Below are 21,294 nucleotides of genomic sequence, written 5' to 3' on the forward strand. Positions count from 1 at the left end.
TGCTCCATCTGTTTGATTTTAGAGACGGATTCAGATTTCAGGTCGATTCGACCTGAAATCATCCGGCTCTAGGCTGCTTTTTTCTTGGTGGCCGCGCGCCAGGCGGCGACGGCTTTTTCGGCGGCTTCGGCCAGCGTGTCGGCAACGATCACCGCCTCGCCGGAATCGGCCAGGATGCGGCGACCCTCCTCGGCCCTGGTGCCGGAGAGACGGACCACCAGCGGCACGTTGACGCCGACCTCGCGTATCGCCTTGATGACGCCTTCGGCGACCCAGTCGCAGCGGTTGATGCCGGCAAAGATGTTGACCAGGATGGTCTCGACATTCTTGTCGCCGAGCACGGCGCGGAAGGATTTCGCCACCCGCTCCGGCGAGGCGCCGCCACCGATGTCGAGGAAGTTGGCCGGTTCGCCGCCGGCGATCTTGATCATGTCCATGGTCGCCATGGCGAGCCCTGCGCCATTGATGATGCAGCCGATGTTGCCGTCGAGGCCGACATAGGAGAGGCCACGGTCGCTGGCAAAAGTTTCGCGCGGATCTTCCTGGCTTTTGTCGCGCAGCTCGGAGATTTCCGGCCGGCGGAACAACGCGTTCTCGTCGAACGACATTTTGGCGTCGAGCGCGATCAGATTGCCGTCGCGGGTCACCACCAGCGGATTGATCTCCAGCATCGAGGCGTCGTAGTCGCGGAACACCTGATAGCAGGCGAAGATGGTTTCGGTGGCCTTGCCGATCAGATTGTGGTCGAGGCCGAGCCCGAAGGCGATCTCGCGCGCCTGGAAACGCTGCATGCCGACGCCGGGATCGACCGATGTGCGCAGGATGGAGTTCGGTGCCTTCTCGACGATGTCCTCGATCTCCATGCCGCCGGCGGCCGAGGCCACGATCATGACGCGCTCTTCCTTGCGGTCGAGAACGAAGCCGACATAGAGCTCCTGCGCGATATCGACGGCTTCCTCGAGATAGAGGCGCGAAATCAGCTTGCCGCGCGGGCCGGTCTGCTGGGTCACCAGCTTGCGGCCGAGCATGCCCTCGGCCGCGTTGGAGATTTCCTCGTCATTGGCGCAGAGCTTGATGCCACCGGCCTTGCCTCGGGCGCCGGAATGCACCTGCGCCTTCAGCACCCATTTGCTGCCGCCGATCTCGCGCGCCCTGTAGGTTGCCTGCTCGGGGCTGTAGGCCAGCCCGCCGCGCGGCACATGCACGCCGTGGCGTGCCAGCAGTTCCTTGGCCTGATATTCGTGGATGTCCATTTTGTCCTCCCTGAACGGTCAATGCGTGGCGACGCGCGGCTCACTAGAGAATTGACCGGCGCGTTCGATTGCCTCGTTGACCACCAGAACATTGCGCGCCATGCGTTCCGACGCGGCGTCGATCATCTTGCCGTCGAGGGCGGCCGCGCCCTTGCCCTGCGCCTCCGCCTCCTTCAGCACTTCGAGGATGCGCCGGGCGCGGGTGACCTCTTTTTCCGGTGGAGAGAAGACGTCGTTGGCGAGCGCGATCTGCGAGGGATGGATTGCCCATTTGCCTTCGATACCCAGCGCCGCCGCGCGTCTGGCGCCGGCGACGTAGCCCTCCGGATCGGAGAAGTCGCCGAAAGGCCCGTCAATCGCGCGCAGGCCATAGGCCCGGCAGGCGACGGTCATCCGCGACAGAGCGAAATGCCACTGATCACCGGGATAGTCGGGGTTGAGGCCGCCAATGTTGACCGTGCGCGCCTTGCAGCTTGCGGCATAGTCGGCGACGCCGAAATGCATGGCTTCGAGCCGGCCGGGTGTCGCGGCAATCGCCTCGACATTGGCCATGCCGAGCGCGGTCTCGATCAGCGCTTCGAGGCCGACGCGGGTCCTGAAGCCCTTTGCCATCTCAATCTGGTTGACCATGGCCTCGACCATGTAGAGGTCAGCCGGCACGCCGACCTTCGGCACCAGGATGGTGTCCAGCCGGTCGCCGGCCTGTTCCATCACGTCGACCACGTCGCGGTACATGTAGTGCGTGTCGAGGCCGTTGATGCGCACCGAGACGGTCTTGCCCTTGGCGCGCCAGTCGATGTCGTTGAGCGCCTGGATGATGTTCTTGCGGGCGCGCTCCTTGTCGGGTGGGGCAACGGCGTCCTCGATGTCGAGGAAGATGAAGTCGGCGGCGCTGTTCGCCGCCTTGTCGATCATTTCCGGGCTGGAGCCGGGAACCGCCAGCTCGCTGCGCTGCAGGCGGAGTTTCTTCAGGTGGTTGATGGTGTGGCTCATTGTCGGCTCCTCAGGCGGCTTCGGCGACCGGCACGGCGGCCGAGGCGCGGAAGTGCTGGATGGCGGCGCCGACGCCCGAGCCCGGCGCCAGCCGCACGCCGCAGTCGAGCAGCGCCATTTCGGCGGCCGAGAGCGAGGCCAGCACCATCACCTCGTTCAGCCAGCCGAGATGGCCGATGCGGAAGACCTTGCCGATCACCTTGTTGAGGCCGCCGCCGAGCGAGGTCTGGTACTTCTGGTAGGCGCGCTTGACCACATCGCCGCTGTCGACGCCGTCCGGCACCAGGATGGCGCTGACGGTGTCGGAGTGCCATTTCGGCGCCTTGGCGCAGAGCTTCAGGCCCCAGGCGTCGACCGCCTTGCGCACGCCTTCGGCGAGGTGATGGTGACGGGCGAAGATGTTTTCCAGCCCTTCCTCGGCGATCAGGTCGAGCGAGGCGCGCAGGCCGCGCAGCAGCTGCGTCGCCGGCGTATAAGGGAAATAGCCGGCGTCGTTGGCGCGGATCATGTCTTCGAAGGAGAAGAAGCAGCGGCGGTGGGTGGCGCTCCGCGACGCCACCAGTGCCTTCTTGCTGACGGAGAGGAAACCGAGGCCGGCGGGCAGCATGAAACCCTTCTGCGAGCCGCTGACCGCGCAGTCGACGCCCCATTCCTCCTGGCGGAAGTCGATCGAGCCGATCGACGACACGCCGTCGACAAAGAGAAGGGCAGGGTGATTGGCGTCGTCGAGCGCGGCGCGGCAACCGGCGACGTCGCTGGTCACGCCGGTCGCGGTCTCGTTCTGGGTGCAGAAGACTGCCTTGATGCGGTGCGCCTTGTCAGCCTTCAGCCGCTCGGCATAGAGCTCGAGCGGCACGCCGGTTCCCCATTCGCAGTCGATGACATCGACGTCGAAGCCGAGGCGCTCGGCCATGTCGACCCACAGATGCGAGAACTGGCCGAAGCGCGACATCAGCACGCGGTCACCAGGGCTGAGCACATTGGTCATCGCCGCTTCCCAGGCGCCGGTGCCGGAGGAGGGGTAGATGAAAACGCGGCCGGTCTCGTTCTTGAAAACCGTCTTGATGTCCTCGAACAGCGGCAGCGTGAGATCGGGGAAGGATGCTGCGCGCATGTCCTCCATCGGCAGGTTCATCGCCTGCCGGACCTGTTCGGGAATGTTGGTCGGTCCGGGAATGAAAAGATGGGTGAAACCAGCCATGTCGCGAACTCCTCCTGATCCAGCAAAGCGGTGAGGGGAGTTTCGTCTCGACGGCTAATGGCAACAACACCTCAAGGGGTAACATCTTGCCGCGCGCGGGTGGGGCTTGCCTACCCGGGTGACCTACCCGCGGCTCATCGCTCGCCTACCCGAACGGCTGCTTCTGGGTACGCCGCTCGCGCGCATAGAGCGCGACGGCCATCGCCCGGTTGCGGACGTCGAGCTTGTCGTAGAGGTTCTTGAGGTGGTATTTCACCGTGTTCTCGGAAATCCCGGTCCGCGTAGCGATCTGCAGATTCGTCCAGCCGTCGGACAGCACCGCCAGCAGCTCGCGCTCGCGCACGGTGAGCAGCGACAAGGGTGTGTCGTTGACCTTGTTGATGTCGATGTAGGGGATGCAGATGCGGCCATGCGCGACGGCCAGGATGGTCTCGAAGATGATCGCCGGATCGTCGAACTGGAAGCAGTAGCCCTGGGCGCCGAGCCGCACGCACTGCTTCAGGATGCCGATGTCGTGGTCGTTGGAAAACACCGCGATGCGCACGCCGAGCTTGCGGCTGTGAACCTCGGCCAGCACATCGGCGCCGTCCATGTCGGAGAGCTTCCAGCCGATAACGGCGACGTCGAATTCCGCTTCGGCTGCCAATTCCAGAAAATGCCTGCCGCTTTGCACGCAGGCCCTGAGATCGAAGCGCCCGTCGCAGTCCAGCATGTCGCGCAGCGCCGATATGACGAGCGGATTGCGTTCGGCCACGACCACGCGCACGCGCCGTTCCTCGATTGCCTTCTGCGTCTGCGACCTGATCTTCAAGGGCTTCCGGCTGTTCTGGTTGTCGCCTGGGCGGGTCAGGCCTTTGCCTGGACCTGCATCATGACAATTCTGCCCCAACCGTGCTGGGGTGCTCTTTCCCCAGCGACATGTGCTGTCGCGCCGCCTGAATCCTGGGCGGCGTCATATCCTGATGAAATCGCTCTCTCCCCATATGCAGGGCGGGGCGCATTTCGTTTGATATTCCCGTGCGTTGCGCGCTAGACCTGACAGGCACCTTTTCCGAAATTCCCATGGCGGGAGCCGCTGGTGGAACGCCAGGACGACCACACGACCGGCGCCAAAGCCGCTGACGATGCCCACGCCGACATCTATGGCGAGGACGGCGCCGTCCTGTCATCATTCCTGGCCCAGATCGGGGCGGCGATCGCCGATCGCGATACGCTGACGCTGAAGCGCGAAGTCGACGACCTGCACCAGTCGGAACTTGGCGATCTGCTGGAGGCCCTGCACCCCGAACAGCGTCGCGCCCTTGTCGAACTGCTCGGCGCCGATTTCGACTTCTCGTCGCTGACCGAGGTCGACGAGGCGATCCGCCGCGATATCGTCGACAATATGCCCAATGAGCAAATTGCCCAGGGCATGCAGGACCTCGATTCCGACGACGCGGTCTACATTCTCGAAGACCTTGAAAAGGAAGACCAGGACGAGATCCTGTCGCAGCTGCCGTTCACCGAGCGGATCAGGCTGCGCCGCTCGCTCGACTACCCGGAAGAGACCGCCGGTCGCCGCATGCAGACCGAGTTTGTCGCCGTGCCGCCGTTCTGGACCATAGGCCAGACCATCGACTACATGCGCGAAGACAAGAACCTGCCCGAGCGCTTCAGCCAGATCTTCGTCATCGATCCAAGCTTCAAGTTGCTCGGCGCCATCGACCTCGACCAGATCCTGCGCACCAAGCGCACGACCAAGGTCGGAGACGTGATGCACGAGACGAGGCACGCCATTCCGGCCACCATGGACCAGGAAGAGGCGGCGCGGGACTTCGAGCAATACGATCTTCTGTCCGCCGCCGTCGTCGACGAGAACGAGCGGCTGGTCGGCGTGCTGACCATCGACGACGTCGTCGACGTCATCCAGCAGGAGGCCGAGGAAGATCTGCTGCGCATGGGCGGCGTCGGCGACGAAGAGTTGTCCGACAGCATTTTTTCGACCTCGCGCTCGCGCGTGCCCTGGCTGCTGGTCAACCTGTTGACGGCGTTCCTGGCGGCATCGGTGATCGGCCTGTTCGACCGCACCATCGAGCATATTGTGGCACTGGCCGTGCTGATGCCGATCGTGGCCGGCATGGGCGGCAATGCCGGTTCGCAGACCATGACCGTCACCGTGCGCGCGCTAGCGACCAGGGATCTCGACATCTACAATGCCGGCCGCATCATCCGCCGCGAAATGGGCGTGGGTTCCATCAACGGCATCATCTTCGCCGTGCTGATCGGCATCGTCGCGGCCGTCTGGTTCCGCGATCCCAATCTGGGCGGCATCATAGCGGCGGCGATGATCATCAATATGTTCGTGGCAGCCCTTGCCGGTATCCTGATCCCGCTATTCCTCGACCGGTTCAAGATCGACCCGGCGGTGGCGTCGGCGGTTTTCGTCACTACGGTCACCGACGTCGTTGGCTTCTTTGCCTTCCTCGGGCTGGCCACCTGGTGGTTCGCTATCCCTTGAGAAAGAGGCGTTGCGGGTTCAATTGACTTTTACGTAAATGTGGTGCGAGGCTTGCGCGGGGTTTCATGCCGAGTCCGGCTTGGAACGGGGTTGATCGGAATGCGATGGAAATCCCGGGCGACCGGGCGTTTTCCGATGTTCCGACATTTGGAGCAAAGATGCGGGAATATTATTCGATCACCGAACTGACCCGCGAATTCGACGTGTCGACGCGGACGCTGCGCTTCTATGAGGACGAGGGGCTGGTGCAACCGGTCCGGCGGGGCCGCACAAGGCTGTTTCGTCCATCTGACCGGCATCTGATCCGTCAGATCATGCGCGGAAAACGGCTCGGCTTCTCGATCAACGAGATCCGCGAAATCATCCAGATGTACAAGGAACCGCCCGGCGAGGTCGGTCAACTCAACCTGATGATCAAGCGCATCGAGGAAAAGCGCGAGGATTTGCGCCAGAAGCGCCGCGATCTCGAGGAGACGCTGGCGGAGCTCGACCAAGCGGAGGAGTCTTGCGTCGAGCGGCTGGCGGAGTTGGGGGTAAATACCTGAGCGGATCGTCGAGCGTTTGCGCGCCCGTCGCAAACGTTCGCGATTAGCGGAGGCCTTCCACACTTCGTCATTCTAGGGCGAAGCAGGAGCGAAGCTCCGCCGCGGAGACCCTAGAATCCATTCCGTGACATCGGTCGTGGAGTGCAGCGGTAGCGAATTCTGGACCATAGCAACGCTCTGGAGTCGCGGCATGGATCCTCGGGTCTATGCTGCATCGCTACGCTCCTTGCTCCGCCCGTGGATGACGAAGAGATGGGCGTTCGGCTAGTCGCCAAGGCATGCGAACCCTGCCAGCGATCACACCCGCCTCAAATCCACCGGCGCACCCGCTTCGTATAGTCGCGGTACTTCTTGCCGAATTTGGCGAACAGCACCTTCTCCTCGCTCTCGATGGCGACCTTCTGCGTTGCAAAAGCCGCGATCAGGGCCAGCGGCAGGAACCATACGATCCCCGAGACGAAGGCGACGCCGATCAAAAGCAGCGTGTTGGCCAGATACATCGGGTTGCGCGTCACGCCGAACGGGCCAGACGTCACCAGATGATCCGGCACGCCATTGGGGTTCATCGTCGTTTTGGCCCGGATCATGGTGCGGATAGCGGTGAACCAGAGGGCTGCGACGGCAAACAGCACCACAAAGCCGGCGGCAAACAAAAGGTCGCCCAAGAGGTCGCCGATCCAGGGCAGGGGATAGAACAGGCCGAGCGCGATGCTGATGGCAATGGCGGCGATGTAGATCAGCGGCGGCCATGGGATCAGCCGTGGTCTCGGTAGATCGGGTTTTGCCAGCCCGGGTTTTGTGAGCTTGTCGGTCATTGTTGCCCTCCCTGCGTCATCGGACTCTCCTCCGTCCTTGCGGTGCAGATGCCGGCGAGTTCACCGAGATGCGCTTTGAACTCCGGGGTCTGGTCACCATTGTAGAGCCGGTCGAATGCCGCTTCGCTTTGCAGCGTGTCCAGCATGCACACACAATAGCTGGTGCAGAACTCCGTGTCGCGCTGCTGTTCGCAGGATACCTGGCATTCCTTGAGGAAGACCACTTCCCGTGTCTCGACCGGCGCCGGCGCGATCTGCGAGAACAGCCAGACGCAGCCGAACAGCAGAGGCTGGTGGATCAGATAGAAAGCCAGGCTGTGGCGGCCGATGAAGGTGAGCGGCCTGGTCCAGCTTCCTGATGCCAGCGTGGCCAGCCGCGCCAGCAGGCCAGTGGTGGACGCAAACTTTGCCGCGGCGATGCCGAGAAGCACGGCGCCGAACCAGGGAAAAAGCGGCACGTAATCGTTGGAGCGCGGGTTGATCGCCGACAGGCCGACCCACCACAGCGCCGGATGATCGAAGGCTTCGGATCTGAAATAGATCGGCCCGGCGATCACCACTGCCGCCACGACAAGCGTCAGCAAGGACGGCAGCCGCAAGAACAAAAGGCCGAGCAGGCTGGCCAGCGCGATCTGATGCAGGATGCCGAAGAAGATGAAGCTGTCCGGCGTGATGAAGTACGTGACCGCCGATATGGCGGCGGCCGCGACGGCGACCATGGCAAAACGTTTCCAGAAGCCGGTCCAGCGGATCTGCCTGCCATGAGCGAGAAACAGGCTGACGCCGACCAGGAACAGGAAGGTCGAGGCGATGCAGCGCGCATAGATCTTCCACCAGCCGACGGCGGTGAGGCCGGGGTCGGTGTAGTGGAAATTTTCGAGATCCCAGGTGAAGTGGTAGCTCGCCATGGCGATCAGCGCGATGCCGCGTACGACATCGATGGCGACGATGCGCTTCGGTTGATCTCGCTTCAGTTGATCTCCAGGGGGTGCGGTATGGATGCTCATGGTCTCGCGATCTGATTCAGCCCCAAAGACGACTATCACGGTTGCACCGGACAAAAGAAGGCCGCCCTCTACGCTCCGGGTCGCGCCGTGCGGCTGCATCGCGCGGCGCTTTAGGCCAGAGCCGGAAAGCCTTTGGCCGAATTCGCTTTTTGCCGGGAAGGGGTCGGTTTCCTGTTACCGGCGGAGGAAGCGCCAGCGCAGATTTGGGCTGCGAGTCTGATTTGGGGATCAAATGTCCACCCATGTGCGCCATCCGATCTGGCTGCCAGCCCTGCGTCCGGCGGATGCGCGCACCTTTGCCTCGCTCTATGCGGTCGAATCCTTCGCCCGCGCCACGGTATCGAGCGTCATCCCGATCCAGGCTTATGAGATTCTGCACAACGAGCAGATCGTCTCGATCCTCTACACCATCGTGGCGCTGCTCGGCCTGTCGGTGACCTTGTTCATGCCGATGTTGATCCGCAGGTTTGCCCGGCGCTGGGTCTATACCGCCGGCGCCTGCCTGCTGGCGATAGGCTCTCTGTTCTTCGTCACCCACACGCTTGCCGGGCAACTGACAGGCATGCTGTGCCGCGTCATGGGGGCGAGCGCCCTGTCGATCACGCTCAACCTCTACATCATGGACCACATCCGCAAGACCGATTTCATGCAGGCCGAATCGCTGCGCATGGCGTGGTCGATGCTGGCCTGGACCGGCGGGCCGACACTCGGCATCTTCCTCTACACACGCTACGGCATCTATGCCGCGCATGGCGCGGTCGCGGTGTTTGCGTTGGCCTTGCTGGCGCTGTTCTGGACCTACAGGCTGGGCGACAACCGGTCGATCCGGCCGGGCAAGACACGGCCGGCCAATCCGCTGGCCAATATCGGCCGCTTCGTAGCACAACCCAGGCTCAGGCTGGCCTGGCTGATCGCCTTCGGCCGCTCCTGCTTCTGGACGACGTTCTTCGTCTACGGGCCGCTGTTCATGGTGATTACCGGCGAGGGCAAGCTTGCCGGCGGCCTGCTGGTTTCGGCCGGCAATGCGCTGTTGTTCATGGCGATCTTCTGGGGCAAAGCGGGAAAACGCTTCGGCGGCCGGCGCACCATGACCTTCGCCTATTTCGCGATGTCGGCGACGCTGCTTGCGGCGGGCGCGGTCGGCACTACCGCGCCGCTGCTTACGGGCTTTTTCCTGCTCTGCGGCGCCTTCTTCACCATCGCGCTCGATGCACTGGGCTCGACCGCCTTCATGCGCTCGGTGCGGTCCTATGAGCGGGCGCAGATGGCCGCGGTCTACCGCACCTATCTCGACTTTTCCGAGCTGACGCCGCCGCTGGTCTATTCGGTGGTGCTGGCGTTTTTCGGCCTCGGCTCGGTGTTCGTGACGCTGGGCATCCTGGCCGCTGTTTGCGGCTTTATCACCTGGCGCTATCTGCCGAAGTCGCTTTAGTCGCCGATCAGGCGGTTGCCTCAAGCGCTGCATGCCGCTCGCGCACCCAGTTGTGGAAGCGGTGCAGATCGTACTCCTCCGGCATCAGCACGCCGGCCGCGTGACGCATGGAGCGCAGGCCTTTCTGGTTGATCTCGCAGATCGCGGCATCCTCCTCCAGCACCTGGGTGCCGAAGGCGACGACATTGTCGATGTCCGTCTCAGCCAGCGCCTCGGGCGCGAACAGCCATTCGGCGGTGAGTTCGGTCTGTTCGGGACCGAGCGGCATCAGTCGCACCGTCCTGACATAATCGACATGGCCGACGATGAACATCGAGGGCAGGCTGGTGGCATAGGTCTGTCCGGCCGCACTCTCGGCTGGCGTCAGGCCCGGGAAGACCGGGCCATGGGCATGTCCGTCGCGCGACCAGGTCTCGGCGCCGGCGCGCAGGCCACCCGAAAACTCCGGCGCGTCATTGTCGGCATGGCGGACCCAGTCGGGGTCGTCGTGCCGGCTCATCAGGCCGCGGCCGTATATCGGCACCAGCCGAGACAGGTCCTTGTGGACGCCTGGGCAATGCAGGCACTCGTTGAAGTTCTCCCAGAAGATCTTCCAGTTGCAGTTCATCACCTTGCGCAGGACATGGCCTGATACCAGCGTTTCCAGCGGCCAGTTGGCGAGGTCGCCGGATGCGGGATCGAAGGAGGTCCCGGCGGAGCCGGCCGCAGCCTGCTGAAGGTTCACAAAGACAAAACCGCGCCACACCGACAGCGCCACCCGGTAGAGCGGATGATCGGCCTTGTCGAAACCATCTGGCAGCGATTTCGAGGGAACGCGCACGAGATCGCCGCGCAGCGAGTAGGACCAGGCGTGGTAGGGGCAAGTGATGAGCCGCGCTTTCAGCCGGCCCTCGCTTTCCTGGCAAAGCTGCGAGCCGCGATGCCGGCAGGTGTTGTGGAAGGCGCGCAACTCGCCGGTGTCGTCGCGCAGCACGACGATTTCCTGCGTGCCGACGCGGAATGTCCTGAACGCCAGCGGCTGGGCGAGGTCGGCCTCGCGGCAGACGAGCAGCCAGCTTTTGTGCCAGATGGCGTCGAGATCGCGCTGGTAAGCCTCGCTATCCCAATAGGCCAACGACGGTAGCGTCGGTTCGGCCCGGCTCAGGCCGTTATAGGGGTCGCGCTCGCTCGGGCTGGGATGCATGGCTGGCTTCCTATGAAGCGTCAGCCGACACCCCGGCAAATCGTTTGTCAATCAGAGTGCCGCATTGCCGGTTGCAGGCGCGGCGCATAATCATGTCGTAGACACGGGACATTCGGAAATTGGGGGGATTCGGAAAGTGGCCGCACGACAGATGTCGCTTACGCCGGAGCTGGTCGCGCGCTGCTGGCGCGAGATCAGGGACCCCGGGCCGGATCCGGACGCGATGCATCTCGATGAAGCCGACTATGACGCGCTGCTGGATGAATTGCAGGTCGAACTCCCGGACAGCGAACCGCTATGGCTGTTCGGCTATGGATCGCTGATCTGGAAACCGGAAATAGATTATGTCGAGGACCGCGTTGCCTTGGCGCGCGGCTGGCATCGGTCCTTTTGCATGAACATGACGCGCTGGCGCGGCACCAAGGACAGCCCCGGCCTGATGATGGCGCTGGACCGTGGCGGACAATGCAAGGGCGTCGCCTTTCGGCTGACCGACAATAACCGGCGCGAGCAGTTGGGCCGGCTTTTCCGGCGCGAAGTCACGCTGAAGCCGACAAGCTACCGGCCGCGCATGCTCAAGCTTGCAAGCGAGGCCGGACCGCTCAGGGCATTGGCCTTCGTCATCAACCGCAACGGCCTGACCTATTCAGGACCGCTCGACGAGGGCAAGGTCGTCGAAAGGCTGGCAACGTCCTGCGGGCACTGGGGGTCGGGCGCCGACTATCTCTACAACACGGTGAAAAACCTTGAAGAGCGCGGCATTCACGATCGCCATCTGTGGCGGCTGCAGCGGCTGGTTGCCGAGCGGATCACCGCGTTGAACCCGTAACGCCGCATGGCGCATTCGCGCTGTTGGCCGGCGGAATTTGGTTTGCCGGATGCGGCCGTTTCAGCCTATAGTCATGCATGTCGTCGGTTCCGTTAGGGACCAAGAGGGAATGCGGTGAGGGCTGACTTGTTGCCCAATGCCGTGGCTGCCCCCGCAACTGTGTGCGGTAGTCCTCTCCAAGCCACTGGGGATTTTTTCTTCGGGAAGGTGGGGAAGGGCGCTGATCCGCGAGCCAGGAGACCTGCCGGCGACAGGGAACTGACTTCGATGCCCTCGGGTGGAGGGCGAAAGGACAAGATATGAATACCGCTTCCGTCTCCCTCGGCGCTTCCGTCTCCTCGCAGTCGCGCTTCATGCAGCTCGTGCTTAGCGCGTTTCTGGGCATTTTCGTCGTCGGCGTTGTCGGTTTCTCGCACATCGATGCGGTCCACAATGCGGCGCACGACTATCGCCATTCGATGGCGTTTCCCTGCCACTGACCAGGATCTGACATCATGAACCTGTTTCGCAACGTCGTGTTCATCGCGGCGATCGCAGGGCTCGTGGCCGGTGTCGCTCTCGCCTGCATGCAGGCCTACGCCACCGTGCCGCTGATCCTCAAGGCGGAGGTCTACGAAAAGGCTGGTGGCGGCCATGAGCATGAGCATGCCGCGGCGCCCGCCGCCAACGCTGCGGACACCAATGCCATGAGCACCGCCGCGCCGGCGGAAAATGCCGTGAGCAGCGCAGCCCCGGCTGAAGCAGCCGCGCCGGCGGAGGACGAAGGCTGGGCGCCGGCCGACGGCTTCGAGCGCTTCGCCTTCAGTGTCGTCGCCAACATTGTCACCGGCATCGGGTTCGCGCTGGTCCTGGTGGCGGTTTCCGAATTCGCCGGCGGCATCGGCAACTGGCGCCAGGGGGTGTTCTGGGGTCTGGCCGGCTTTGCCGTATTCACGCTGGCTCCGGGCCTCGGCCTGCCGCCGGAACTGCCGGCAATGCCGGCGGCCGATCTCATGCAGCGCCAGATCTGGTGGGTGGCGACGGTTGTGGCGACTGCCATTGGCCTTGCCTTGATCGCCTTCCGCACCTCGGCGCCGCTGACCGTCCTTGCCGTCGTTCTGATCGTCGCCCCGCATATTGTCGGCGCGCCGCAGCCCGACAGTTTCGAGACGCCGATCCCCGAAGGCCTGCATCACCAGTTCGTGGTGGCGGTGACGGTGACCAATCTGGTGTTCTGGTTGGTGCTCGGCGCCGTCATTGGCGTGGTGCGCGAACGCTTCACCGACTCGGCGACCAGCCTGCGCGACAGCTTTGCCTGATCGCAGTTTGACCTTTATCATCGGCGGTGGGCGCCCCGGCAAGACCGCGCATGCCGAAACCCTGGCGACGGCGTTGCCGCCGCCATGGGCCTATATCGCCACCGCCGAAGCCTATGACGATGAGATGCGCGAGCGCATCGCGCTGCATCGCTCGCGGCGCGGCGAAGGCTGGGCGACCATCGACGCGCCGCTCGATCTTGTCGGAGCGCTCGAAGCCTTGCCCGACAACCAGCCGGTGCTCGTCGATTGCCTGACGCTGTGGCTGACCAATCATATGCTTTCCGACCATGATCTCGAGGCGGAATGCCGGCGGCTAGCCGACATGCTGTCGCGGCCGCGCGGGCCCTGGCTCGTTGTCTCGAACGAAGTCGGGCAAGGCATCGTGCCCGACAATGCGCTCGCACGCCGGTTTCGTGATGCCGCCGGCCGTCTCAACCAGCAGGTCGCGGCGGTTGCCGATACGGTGCTACTGATGGTGGCGGGGCTGCCGCTCAAGGTGAAATGATGACCGATATCGACGCAAAAGACGAAGAACGCCACCGCGCCAAGATGGCCAAACGCAAGGCGGTGCAGGACGCCGAGGTCGCGGAAAAGACGGTCGAGAAGGGGCTGCTGATCGTCAACACCGGACCCGGCAAGGGCAAGACCACGGCCGCCTTCGGGCTGGCGCTGCGCATGCTCGGCTATGGCAAGCGCGTCGGAATCGTCCAGTTCATCAAGGGCAAATGGCACACCGGCGAGAAGGATGCCTTCGCGGCGTTTGGCGACCGCGTCGTCTGGCACACGATGGGCGAGGGTTTCACCTGGGAGACGCAGGATCTGAAGCGCGACATTAAGGCGGCCGAAGCCGCCTGGGCCAAGGCGCTGGAACTGATCGCCGATCCCTCGATCAGCCTCGTCGTGCTGGACGAACTGAACATCGCGCTGCGTTACGACTATCTCGATCTCTACAGAGTGGTGGCGGCGCTGAAAGCGCGGCGCGAAGGTCTGCATGTCGTCGTCACCGGCCGCAACGCCAAGCCGGCGCTGGTCGAGGCGGCCGACCTCGTCACCGAGATGGGCGTGACCAAACACCATTTTTCCGCAGGCGTTAAGGCGCAGCAGGGAATCGAGTTTTGAGGGTCTAACTTCGGGAGATGACCGTTGGAACAAGCGGTAATTGTCTATCTTCTTCTGAGCGGCGGTCAGTTCGGGGCGCCGGAAGAGCGGCAATCGGTCCAAGTTCTGGAGGATCGGTTGGAACAAGCTGTTTCGAATGCGCATGTCGGCGAATTTGATGGCGACGAGTTTGGCGAGGGCAAATGCACCCTCTATCTGTACGGGCCAGACGCCGAGAAGCTTTTCCTTGTGATTGAGCCTGTGCTGAAATCCTCGGCAGTGGCCGCCGGCGGTTACGCGATCAAAAGATTTGGCGCGGCGGTGGATTCAAACGCCAAGGAAGTCCGTGTCTCTTGGTGAGTCAGGCGGCGCATCTACTGCGAGATCAAAACATCCAGGTAGATGACGACCGCGGAGAGCAATCCAAACAGCGCGATCAGCAGATAGTCTGCTATCTGGTAAAGTTTCAGCGCCCGCCGGATGTCGGTGCTGTCGGCCTCGCGGCGGCCGCCTTCGCCCATATAGGCGTCCTCGACGATGACGCCGCCATAGCTGCGCGGGCCGGCGAGCGCCAAGCCGAGCGCGCCAGCCATCGCCGCCTCCGGCCAGCCGGCATTGGGCGAGCGGTGCTTTTTGGCGTCGCGCCGCATTGCTTGCCAGGCGTTGCGGGGATCGGCGCCGTCAACGAGAAAGGCGGCGGCAACGATCAGCAACGCGGTCAGCCGGGACGCCGGCAGGTTGATCCAGTCGTCGAAGAGTGCCGCCGCGCGGCCGAAGGCCTCGTGGTGCGGGGTGCGGTGGCCGATCATCGAATCGGCGGTGTTGGCGGCCTTGTAGGCGACGCCGCCGGCCAGACCGCAGACACCTGTCCAGAAGGCGGGCGCAACGATGCCGTCGGAGAAATTCTCGGCCAGGCTTTCGATGGCGGCGCGGCTGACGCCGGCATGGTCGAGCTTCTCTGGGTCGCGGCCGACGATGCGCGCAACCGCAATGCGGCCGAGCGCCAGCCCGCCGGTATCCAGCGAATCGGCCACCGCCTCGACATGTTCGGTAAGGCTCTTTTGCGACAGCAGCGACGAGGCCAGGATTGCCGTGATGATCATGCCGGCAGGAAAGAGCTGCCAGAGCAGGATTTGCACGATGAAGGCGATTGCCGCCGGCACCAGCACGATCACCAGCAGCGCCTGCACGCCGCGGCGGCGACGCAGCGCGTCGGAATCAGTGTCGCGGTTGAGCCTGAGGTCGAGAAAGGCTATCAGCCTGCCGAACCAGGTGACGGGATGGCCGACGGCACGGAACAGCCAGTCCGGGTAACCCAGGATGCGTTCGATGGCCAGCGACAGGAAAGCGATCAGGATCGACATGAAGCTTTCTGATGGAGCGATTACTGTGGTGGATCACGGTGGATCCCTTGGCCGGGCGAGGGCGCTCTTCCCTCACGCGCCACAACCTTTCGTCGATCTCTCGACAGGTATCAATCCGCACTCCTACCCGCTTTTCGAGCTGCCCGCCACCGCCCTGTCACGATTGCCGGAAGCCGCGCGCCTGCGTGAGCTGGCCAGGGTCGCGGCCGGCGCCTATGGCGCGCCTTCGGACGAGAATGTGGCGGTCGCCCCGGGCACGCAGATCCTGCTGCCGCGCGTCGCCTCGCTGGTCAGCCCCGGCAAGGCGCTGGTGCTCGGGCCGACCTATGCCGAGCATGCCAGGGCCGCCGCGATTGCCGGCCATGCGGTGGCGGAGGTCGACGATTTCGAGGCGCTTGCCGGAGCCGAAATTGCCATCGTCGTCAATCCCAACAATCCCGACGGGCGAGTCGTGTCGCGGGAAAGGCTGCTTCGGCTTGCCGAGACATTGCGCGCCATAGGCGGTCTGCTGGTCGTCGACGAAGCCTTCATGGATGTCGGCCCGCACGCGGAAAGCCTGGCCGGCGATGTCGGGCGGGGCGGCATCGTCGTGCTGCGCTCGTTTGGCAAATTCTTCGGTCTCGCCGGCCTGCGGCTCGGCTTCGCACTTTCCGGTGCGGTGACGGTCGAAAGGCTTGAAACGCAATTCGGCCCTTGGGCGGTCGCCGGCCCAGCGCTCGAATACGGCATCCGCGCGCTTGCCGACAGCGGCTGGCAGGCCGACATGCGGCGGCGGCTGGCGCAGGATGCGGCGCGGCTCGATGCGCTGCTTTCGCGCTTTGGCGTTGCTGTCGCCGGCGGCACGACGCTGTTTCGCTATCTCCGGCTTGCCGATGCACCGGGGCTGTTTTCGACGCTCGGCGAGCGCGGCATATTGCTCAGGCATTTTTTCGAGCGTCCCCAGGTGCTCCGCGCGGGGCTGCCTGGACGTCAGGAGGAATGGCAGCGGCTCGAATCGGCGCTTGCCGACTGGCGCGCACGGCGCGACGATGGGTCGAAGGAGATCGCGCCATGATCCATATCTGTTCGCTGGCAAAGCTTGAGGAGACGGTGGCCAAAAGCGGCGCCGAGCGCGTGCTGTCGCTGCTCGCTGCCGGCACCGAGGTGACGCGGCCGGCCTCGATATCGAGGGAGAACCACCTGCATCTGGTCATGCACGACATCGCGGTGGCGCAGGACGGCATGACCATGCCCGGCGAAGGCCATGTGCGCAATCTGCTCGATTTCGCCCGGAAATGGGACCGCGCCAAACCCATGGTCGTCCATTGCTATGCCGGCATCAGCCGCTCGACCGCCTCGGCCTATATCATTGCGGCGGCGCTCGCCCCGAAGCGCGACGAAGTCGAACTTGCGCAGACATTGCGGAAGCTTTCGCCCTCGGCGACACCCAATCCACGGTTGATCGCCGTCGCGGATGCTCTTCTCTCACGACAAGGCCGCATGATCGAAGCGATCGAGGCGATCGGACGCGGCGCCGATGCTTTTGAGGGTACGCCTTTCGTGTTGAAGATCGACGGCTAAGGCGGCCCGCTATGCCAGCCAGTCGGCAAGCTTCGCCTTGCGCACATCCTTCAACAGGGTGATGAAGCCGTCGGCCTGATGCTCCGCCGTCAGTCGGCCTTTCTCGGCCGCGGCAATGCTGGCATCGCCGACCACGCCGTTGGGGTTGAGATCCCCAGCGATCCAGGCGAAAGCGTGCGTTCCGGTGTGGCGCAGCAGCGCAAATTCGGTTTCGGCGCGGGCGACCTTGGAGGCGAAATTGTCGGCCTTGGCCATGTCGACTAACTCCGGGCGAAAATGCAGCATCAACGAGGTCTCGACGTCGCCGCCATGGATGCCATGGCGGTCTTCCAGCTCGGTGTACATGCCGGCGGGGCGGCCGAAGCGCTGCCAGCTGGTCTTCACCGCCAGCATCCTCTCACGCACGCGCAGCTCGCGCGCGACGATGCCCATGATCTCTTCATTGCCGCCATGCGAGTTGACGACGATCAGTTTCCTTACGCCTGCGCGGGCAACGGACAGGCCAAGCTCGGTCCAGGCATCGACCAGGGTGGCCGCCGGCAGGGTGAGCGTGCCCGGCGCCTGCAGATGCTCGTTCGACTTGCCGACCGTTTGGACCGGCAGGATGCGGATGTCGAGATCGCCGGGCAGGCGGGCGATGACCGTCTCCAGCATGCCGTTCATGATCGAGGTATCGGTTGATACAGGCAGATGCGGGCCGTGCTGCTCGATCGCCGCCACCGGCAGCACGGCAATCGTCGCCTCCGGATCGATCGCGGCGTATTCGGTGGTCCGGTAGTCGCCCCACCAAACGCGTCTGTTTGCAACGGTCATGTCATGCCTCTTGACTGTGAGGGAGACCTAGCGCGCCAAACGTCGCCTGTCGATCACCCAGCCGCAATCGCCTCGACCTCGACCTTGAACTCCGGCCGCGCAAAGCCTGACACGATCATCAGCGTCGAGGCGGGCGCGGGGCTGGCAAACAAGCGGTCGCGGACGTCCATATAGGGCCGCAGAAAGGCGCGGTCGGTGACGTAGGCGTTTATGCGCACGATGTCGCCTAGCCCCAGCCCGGCTTCAGCCAGAATCGCCGCTATGTTTTGAAAGCAGAGCTCGGCCTGCGCGCCGGCATCCTCGGGGATCTGGTCGTCCGCCGTGATGGCGACCTGACCGGAGCACAGAACCAGCCGCTTGCCTGGCGGCACCTCGACGCCGTGGCTATAGCGGGCGAAAGGCGGCTTGATCGACTTCGGCGCGAGGTATCTGAACATGGCAATCTCCTGTCTGCGAGACCAGCCTAAGACGTGACCGATAGTACGTTCAAGATGTGGTGCATGGCACGAGGGCGATTGTGGACAGGCGTCCAAAAAATAGGCACGATGCCTCCCGCACAGCATGACCCGTCCGGTGTTGGCAGTGACTGCCGCGCAAGCAGGCGGCCCGGGCGGTGGCATGTGTCTTGCTTCTTGGATCAATGGTGTCGAGCCCGGCGCGTGACGCTCCGGAGCCAACAAAGGGTGGTGTCGATGTACGGAAAACAGAAGATTTCAGCGCTTGCGGTCGCGCTGCTTGGAGCCGGCACGTTCGGCGCGGCAGCAAACGAGAAGGTCACCTTCGGCACCAACTGGCTGGCCGAGCCCGAGCATGGCGGCTACTACCAGGCCGTCGCCGACGGCACCTACGCTGCATGTGGCCTCGACGTGACGATTTCGCAGGGAGGTCCGCAGGTCAGCGGGCGGCCGCTGCTGCTGGCCGGCAAGCTCGATTTCTACATGGGCGGCAATCTGCTGTCGGCCTTCGACGCCGTCCAGCAGGGCATCCCGATGCGCGTCGTCGCAGCCGATTTCCAGAAGGACCCTCAAGTCATCATGTCCCACCCGGGGCAGGGGCTGGACAAGTGGGAGGATTTGAAGAACGCCGACCAGTACATTCTCGGCGACGAGGGCGTCCAGACCTTCTTCCAGTGGATGGTCATCGAACTCGGTTTCGATGCCGCCAAGCGCGTGCCGTACACCTACAACACCGCTCCATTCCTGGCCAACAAGAAGTCGATCCAGCAGGGTTACGTCACCTCGGAGCCTTTTGCGGTCAAGAAGGAAGGCGGCTTCGTGCCCAACCAGTTCCTGCTCGCCGACTATGGCTGGGACACCTATTCGACGACGATCGAGGTGATGCAGGACACGATCGACAAGCGGCCGGAGGTGGTCCAGTGCTTCGTCGATGGCTCGGCCAAGGGCTGGTACAACTACCTCTACGGCGACAACAAGGCCGCCAACGAGATGATCAAGAAAGACAACCCCGACATGAGCGACGAGCAGATTGCCTTCTCGATCGAGCAGATGAAGAAGTTCGGCCTGGCCGATTCCGGCGACACCGAAAAGCTCGGCATCGGCGCCATGAACGAAGACCGGATCAAGAGCTTCTATGACAAGATGGTCAAGGCCAAGGTCACGCCCGAGGGCATCGATATCAAGAAGGCCTACACGCTGGCCTTCATCAACAAAGGTGTCGGGATCGAGCTGAAGAAGTAGTCGTGAAGCTGGAAAAGATGGCGCAGGCGCCCATGACGGCATCGGGTGAAGGCCCGATGCTGCTGACGCTGCGCCATGTCGGCAAGGTGTTTTCCAATGGCGTGACTGCATTGAGCGACGTCGATCTCGCCATTCGCGAGGGCGATTTTGTCAGCCTTCTCGGGCCGTCCGGCTGCGGCAAGTCAACGGCGTTGAGGCTGATCGCGGGCCTGTCGACGCCGACATCCGGTCAGCTCGACTGGGGCGGTTCGATCGACCGCGCCAATATCGGCTTCGTCTTCCAAGAACCGACGCTGCTGCCCTGGGCCAATGTATTCGACAATGTCTGGCTGCCGCTCAGGCTGAAAGGCGTGTCGCGCGCCAAGGCGGCGCCGGCGGTGACGGAGATGCTGGAGCGGGTGCACCTGACCGGCTTCGAGAACGCCGTGCCGCGCGAGCTTTCCGGCGGGATGAAGATGCGCGTCTCGATCGCACGCGCCATGGTGACGAAGCCGCGCATTCTGCTGATGGACGAGCCGTTCGCCGCACTCGACGAGATCACCCGCTTCAAGCTCAACAACGACCTTCTGGAGCTGTGGCAGGACGAGCGCTTCACCGTCGTCTTCGTCACCCACAGCGTCTTCGAAAGCGTGTTCCTGTCCAACCGCGTCGTCGTCATGGCGGCGCGGCCGGGCCGCGTCCATGCCGAGCTTGCCATCGACGCCTCCTATCCGCGAGACGAGGTTTTCCGCACTTCGCCCGATTATGCCGCGCTCTGCCGCCAGGCCTCGGACATCCTGGTCAACGCCATCAACACATCAGCCGGACCGCACCATGACGGCCATTGACCAGAATGCCGCAACGCTCGACGCGGAAGAGGCGGGCCGCGTACGCCAGGAGCGGCTGGAGCGGATCGGCCGGTGGGTCTTGCCTTTGGCGATCATGATCCTGGCGATCTGGCTGTGGGACCGCATTTGCGTGTGGAACGCGATCCCGCAATATATTCTGCCGCGCCCCGGCGTGGTGCTGTGGACGCTCTATAGCGATGCCGGGCTCCTGTTCTCCGCGCTGCTGGTCACGTTGCGCATAACCTTTCTCAGCCTGCTGCTCGCGGTCGTCGGCGGCGTCGGACTGGCGGTGCTGTTTGCGCAATCGAAATGGGTGGAGATGTCGTTCTTTCCCTTCGCCATCGTGCTGCAGGTAACACCGATCGTGGCGGTCTTCCCGCTCATCAACATCTATGTGGACAACCAGACGGTGAAGCTTTTGCTTTGCGCCTGGATCGTCGCGTTCTTCCCGATCCTGTCCAACACCACGCTCGGCCTCAATTCGGTCGACCGCAATCTTCGCGACATGTTCAAGCTCAACGGCGCGACGCGCTGGCAGCAATTGCGCTATCTCAGACTGCCGGCGGCCATGCCGTATTTTCTAGGAGGCTTGAAGATCGCCGGCGGTCTGTCGCTGATCGGCGCCGTGGTGGCCGAGTTCGTCGCCGGCGCGCAGGGACAATCCTCAGGGCTCGCCTCGCGCATCATCGAGGCCGGCTACCGCCTCAACGCGCCAAGGCTTTTCGCGGCGCTGATCCTGATCTCGCTCACCGGCATATTGATCTTCCTGGTGCTGTCGCTGGTGTCGCATCTCATCCTGCGCCGCTGGCACGAGAGCGCGCTGAAGCAGGAGCGGTAGGGTGACGAGGTGAGCGAGACGTTGGCGCGAAGCACCCCCCTCTG

The 21,294-nt window shown here is 63.7% G+C and carries 24 protein-coding genes and 1 riboswitch; of the genes, 14 read left to right on the forward strand and 10 right to left on the reverse strand.

Going from position 1 to position 21,294, the window contains the following annotated elements; genetic code table 11:
• Positions 1 to 68: 68 nt before the first annotated feature.
• The 4 genes from NKI31_RS15045 to NKI31_RS15060 form a co-directional block, all read right to left on the reverse strand.
• A complete protein-coding gene (locus NKI31_RS15045) occupies positions 69 to 1,253 on the reverse strand; it encodes a malate--CoA ligase subunit beta (RefSeq protein ID WP_352651954.1) in 1,185 nt (394 codons plus the stop codon).
• Positions 1,254 to 1,271: 18 nt separating this feature from the next.
• Complete coding sequence (locus NKI31_RS15050) at positions 1,272 to 2,246, reverse strand: HpcH/HpaI aldolase/citrate lyase family protein (RefSeq protein ID WP_352651956.1); 975 nt, start codon at positions 2,244 to 2,246, stop codon at positions 1,272 to 1,274.
• A 10-nt stretch (positions 2,247 to 2,256) separates the two neighbouring features.
• Entirely contained in the window at positions 2,257 to 3,447 is a 1,191-nt protein-coding gene (locus tag NKI31_RS15055) for an aminotransferase class V-fold PLP-dependent enzyme (protein WP_352651957.1), read from the reverse strand.
• 145 nt (positions 3,448 to 3,592) lie between these two features.
• Complete coding sequence (locus tag NKI31_RS15060; protein ID WP_023698324.1) at positions 3,593 to 4,258, reverse strand: response regulator transcription factor; 666 nt, start codon at positions 4,256 to 4,258, stop codon at positions 3,593 to 3,595.
• 267 nt (positions 4,259 to 4,525) lie between these two features.
• Here NKI31_RS15060 and mgtE point away from each other — a divergent pair, with 267 nt between their 5' ends.
• Both mgtE and NKI31_RS15070 read left to right on the forward strand, forming a co-directional pair.
• Entirely contained in the window at positions 4,526 to 5,944 is a 1,419-nt protein-coding gene (gene mgtE / locus NKI31_RS15065; RefSeq protein WP_352651958.1) for a magnesium transporter, read from the forward strand.
• Positions 5,945 to 6,102: 158 nt separating this feature from the next.
• Positions 6,103 to 6,489 (forward strand): MerR family transcriptional regulator, encoded by a 387-nt coding sequence (locus NKI31_RS15070; protein ID WP_352651959.1) that lies wholly within the window; start codon positions 6,103 to 6,105, stop codon positions 6,487 to 6,489.
• A 308-nt stretch (positions 6,490 to 6,797) separates the two neighbouring features.
• Here the strand turns inward: NKI31_RS15070 and NKI31_RS15075 are convergent, their stop codons facing one another.
• Together NKI31_RS15075 and NKI31_RS15080 are read right to left on the reverse strand one after the other, a co-directional pair.
• Positions 6,798 to 7,304: a methyltransferase family protein gene (locus tag NKI31_RS15075; RefSeq protein ID WP_352651961.1), complete on the reverse strand. Its 507-nt coding sequence runs from the start codon at positions 7,302 to 7,304 to the stop codon at positions 6,798 to 6,800.
• Entirely contained in the window at positions 7,301 to 8,311 is a 1,011-nt protein-coding gene (locus tag NKI31_RS15080; protein WP_352651963.1) for an acetyltransferase domain-containing protein, read from the reverse strand. The genes NKI31_RS15075 and NKI31_RS15080 overlap by 4 nt, the downstream gene beginning before the upstream one ends.
• A gap of 232 nt (positions 8,312 to 8,543) precedes the next feature.
• Between NKI31_RS15080 and NKI31_RS15085 the strand changes: the two genes are divergently transcribed.
• The gene (locus tag NKI31_RS15085) at positions 8,544 to 9,743 is read left to right on the forward strand and encodes an MFS transporter (protein ID WP_352445494.1); all 1,200 of its coding nucleotides are present in this window, start codon (positions 8,544 to 8,546) and stop codon (positions 9,741 to 9,743) included.
• A 7-nt stretch (positions 9,744 to 9,750) separates the two neighbouring features.
• On the opposite strand, the gene NKI31_RS15090 is transcribed toward NKI31_RS15085, so the two are convergent.
• Positions 9,751 to 10,926, reverse strand: a complete 1,176-nt coding sequence (locus NKI31_RS15090) for an aromatic ring-hydroxylating oxygenase subunit alpha (RefSeq protein ID WP_352651964.1) — start codon at positions 10,924 to 10,926, stop codon at positions 9,751 to 9,753.
• 136 nt (positions 10,927 to 11,062) lie between these two features.
• On the opposite strand from NKI31_RS15090, the gene NKI31_RS15095 reads away from it, so the two are divergent.
• From NKI31_RS15095 to NKI31_RS15120, 6 genes are all read left to right on the forward strand, one after another.
• The gene (locus NKI31_RS15095) at positions 11,063 to 11,755 is read left to right on the forward strand and encodes a gamma-glutamylcyclotransferase (RefSeq protein WP_031196360.1); all 693 of its coding nucleotides are present in this window, start codon (positions 11,063 to 11,065) and stop codon (positions 11,753 to 11,755) included.
• 67 nt (positions 11,756 to 11,822) lie between these two features.
• Positions 11,823 to 12,018: riboswitch (cobalamin riboswitch) on the forward strand.
• A gap of 36 nt (positions 12,019 to 12,054) precedes the next feature.
• Entirely contained in the window at positions 12,055 to 12,234 is a 180-nt protein-coding gene (locus tag NKI31_RS15100) for a CbtB domain-containing protein (protein ID WP_023670784.1), read from the forward strand.
• A 15-nt stretch (positions 12,235 to 12,249) separates the two neighbouring features.
• A complete protein-coding gene (locus NKI31_RS15105; protein ID WP_352651965.1) occupies positions 12,250 to 13,053 on the forward strand; it encodes a CbtA family protein in 804 nt (267 codons plus the stop codon).
• Positions 13,046 to 13,558, forward strand: coding sequence for a bifunctional adenosylcobinamide kinase/adenosylcobinamide-phosphate guanylyltransferase (gene cobU, locus NKI31_RS15110; RefSeq protein WP_352651966.1), 513 nt, complete (start codon positions 13,046 to 13,048; stop codon positions 13,556 to 13,558). Before NKI31_RS15105 ends, cobU begins: the two co-directional genes overlap by 8 nt.
• Entirely contained in the window at positions 13,558 to 14,172 is a 615-nt protein-coding gene (cobO, locus tag NKI31_RS15115; protein WP_023744682.1) for a cob(I)yrinic acid a,c-diamide adenosyltransferase, read from the forward strand. Before cobU ends, cobO begins: the two co-directional genes overlap by 1 nt.
• Positions 14,173 to 14,196: 24 nt before the next feature.
• Positions 14,197 to 14,511, forward strand: a complete 315-nt coding sequence (locus NKI31_RS15120) for a hypothetical protein (RefSeq protein ID WP_023670780.1) — start codon at positions 14,197 to 14,199, stop codon at positions 14,509 to 14,511.
• Between the two features lie 14 nt (positions 14,512 to 14,525).
• Here the strand turns inward: NKI31_RS15120 and cbiB are convergent, their stop codons facing one another.
• On the reverse strand, positions 14,526 to 15,515 hold the full coding sequence (gene cbiB, locus NKI31_RS15125; RefSeq protein ID WP_023685229.1) for an adenosylcobinamide-phosphate synthase CbiB: 990 nt from the start codon (positions 15,513 to 15,515) through the stop codon (positions 14,526 to 14,528).
• Between cbiB and cobD the strand changes: the two genes are divergently transcribed.
• Together cobD and NKI31_RS15135 are read left to right on the forward strand one after the other, a co-directional pair.
• Entirely contained in the window at positions 15,514 to 16,569 is a 1,056-nt protein-coding gene (cobD, locus tag NKI31_RS15130) for a threonine-phosphate decarboxylase CobD (RefSeq protein ID WP_023685230.1), read from the forward strand. The two genes, cbiB and cobD, sit on opposite strands and share 2 nt — an antisense overlap.
• Entirely contained in the window at positions 16,566 to 17,075 is a 510-nt protein-coding gene (locus NKI31_RS15135) for a tyrosine phosphatase family protein (protein WP_023685231.1), read from the forward strand. Before cobD ends, NKI31_RS15135 begins: the two co-directional genes overlap by 4 nt.
• Before the next feature lie 9 nt (positions 17,076 to 17,084).
• Here the strand turns inward: NKI31_RS15135 and NKI31_RS15140 are convergent, their stop codons facing one another.
• A complete protein-coding gene (locus NKI31_RS15140) occupies positions 17,085 to 17,888 on the reverse strand; it encodes a creatininase family protein (RefSeq protein WP_023685232.1) in 804 nt (267 codons plus the stop codon).
• Between the two features lie 53 nt (positions 17,889 to 17,941).
• Positions 17,942 to 18,325 carry a RidA family protein gene (locus tag NKI31_RS15145; protein WP_023670775.1) on the reverse strand — a complete coding sequence of 128 codons (384 nt, stop codon included), beginning with the start codon at positions 18,323 to 18,325 and terminating at the stop codon, positions 17,942 to 17,944.
• A gap of 255 nt (positions 18,326 to 18,580) precedes the next feature.
• Between NKI31_RS15145 and NKI31_RS15150 the strand changes: the two genes are divergently transcribed.
• Genes NKI31_RS15150 through NKI31_RS15160 form a run of 3 tightly spaced genes read left to right on the forward strand, consistent with a single transcriptional unit; the run spans position 18,581 to position 21,250 of the window.
• Positions 18,581 to 19,585 (forward strand): ABC transporter substrate-binding protein, encoded by a 1,005-nt coding sequence (locus NKI31_RS15150; RefSeq protein ID WP_023670774.1) that lies wholly within the window; start codon positions 18,581 to 18,583, stop codon positions 19,583 to 19,585.
• 2 nt (positions 19,586 to 19,587) lie between these two features.
• Positions 19,588 to 20,412: an ABC transporter ATP-binding protein gene (locus NKI31_RS15155; RefSeq protein WP_023685233.1), complete on the forward strand. Its 825-nt coding sequence runs from the start codon at positions 19,588 to 19,590 to the stop codon at positions 20,410 to 20,412.
• Positions 20,399 to 21,250 carry an ABC transporter permease gene (locus tag NKI31_RS15160; protein ID WP_023670772.1) on the forward strand — a complete coding sequence of 284 codons (852 nt, stop codon included), beginning with the start codon at positions 20,399 to 20,401 and terminating at the stop codon, positions 21,248 to 21,250. The genes NKI31_RS15155 and NKI31_RS15160 overlap by 14 nt, the downstream gene beginning before the upstream one ends.
• Positions 21,251 to 21,294 lie beyond the last annotated feature (44 nt).

Source organism: Mesorhizobium sp. M0659 (genome assembly GCF_040320605.1).
GTDB lineage: Bacteria > Pseudomonadota > Alphaproteobacteria > Rhizobiales > Rhizobiaceae > Mesorhizobium.